The 1,712-nt window shown below is 38.0% G+C and carries 1 protein-coding gene; it reads left to right on the plus strand.

From position 1 onward, the window contains the following. The coding region (locus NLW78_RS12240; protein WP_437181973.1) for an OmpL47-type beta-barrel domain-containing protein at nt 1-1,712 on the plus strand (1,712 nt) is incomplete at both ends.

Consider the following 1,712-nt stretch of genomic DNA (forward strand, 5'->3'; position numbering starts at 1 on the left):
AGTATACAAACTATTACTTCCGCGAACTTCCAGAAGGAAGTTACACATATGAAGTAACCTCTGTAAGTGAACGATTTGGTGAGTCAAGTGAGGCAGCAACGGTCACATTTGATGTTATTCATCCAGAAATGGTAGAACCAGAAAATTTAAGTTACCTTATTCGAAATGGTAACGATTATCTACTACGCTGGGACGAAGTGGAATATGCTGATACGTTCAAGATATATCAAGTGGAAGACGGGGAACGAACTCTCATAGATGAGCGCGAAGCAAAGTATACAAACTATTACTTCCGCGAACTTCCAGAAGGAAGTTACACATATGAAGTAACCTCTGTAAGTGAACGATTTGGTGAGTCAAGTGAGGCAGCAACGGTCACATTTGATGTTATTCATCCAGAGATGGTAGAACCAGAAAATTTAAGTTACCTTATTCGAAATGGTAACGATTATCTACTACGCTGGGACGAAGTAGAATATGCTGATACGTTCAAGATATATCAAGTGGAAGATGGGGAGCGAACTCTCATAGATGAGCGCGAAGCAAAATATACAAGTTACTATTTCCGTGATCTTCCAGAAGCAAGTTACACATATGAAGTAACCTCTGTAAGTGAACGATTTGGTGAGTCAAGTGAGGCAGCAACGGTCACATTTGATGTTATTCATCCAGAAATGGTAGAACCAGGAAATTTAAGTTACCTTATTCGAAATGGTAACGATTATCTACTGCGCTGGGACGAGGTAGAATATGCGAATACTTATAAAATTTATCAAGTAAATGACGGAGAACGAACTCTAGTTGACGAGCGTGAATCCAAGTATACAAGTTACTATTTCCGTGATCTTCCAGAAGGAAGTTACACATACGAAGTAACCTCTACGAGCGAACGATTTGGCGAGTCCAGCGAGGTAGCAACGTTAACGTTTGATGTTGTCTATCCTGAAATGCAGAAACCAATAAATTTAAAGCATGTAATTCGTAATGGAAATGACGTTATATTGGGCTGGGATGAGGTAGAATACGCAGATGCTTACAAAATCTATCATGTAGAAGAAGGAATAAAAACTCTTCTTGAGGAACGGGAAGCAAAATATACAAATTACTATATTAAAGCTTTGCCCGAGGGAAATTACACCTACGAGGTTACAGCTATAAGTGATCGTTTTGGCGAGTCAAATGGTGCTATTGAAGAAGTGAGCATTGATTTTCCAGAGGTAGAAGCACCAGAATTAATGTTGAAATCTGTAACAGATAATAATGCACTATTATCTTGGGATGAGATTAATAATATTAACGAGTATTACGTTTATGAAGTCATTAATGAAGAACTACACCTTATTGATACTACTGATCGTACGTCTTATTATGTAAAAGACATAGAGGATGGTACACATCAATATGTTGTGACTGCAGTACATTCACGCTTTGGGGAATCTAAGAATTCGAACACAGTAGAAGTTGAAATCATTAGTGACATTACTCCTCCTGTAACAGAATCTAACATTACAGAAGAGTGGTTAAATGATCAATTTATGGTGGATTTAACCGCTACTGATGATAAAAGTGGTGTAGACAAGACATTCTACTCAGTAAACGGTTCTGAATTTAAAGAAGGAACAAGCTTTGTTGTAACAGAAGAAGGAGTTAACGAAGTATCTTTCTATAGTGTAGACAAAGCCGGAAACGTAGAAGACGCAAATACAGTGGAG

Origin of the sequence: Salirhabdus salicampi, assembly GCF_024259515.1 — a bacterium.
Lineage (GTDB): Bacteria > Bacillota > Bacilli > Bacillales > Alkalibacillaceae > Salirhabdus_A > Salirhabdus_A salicampi.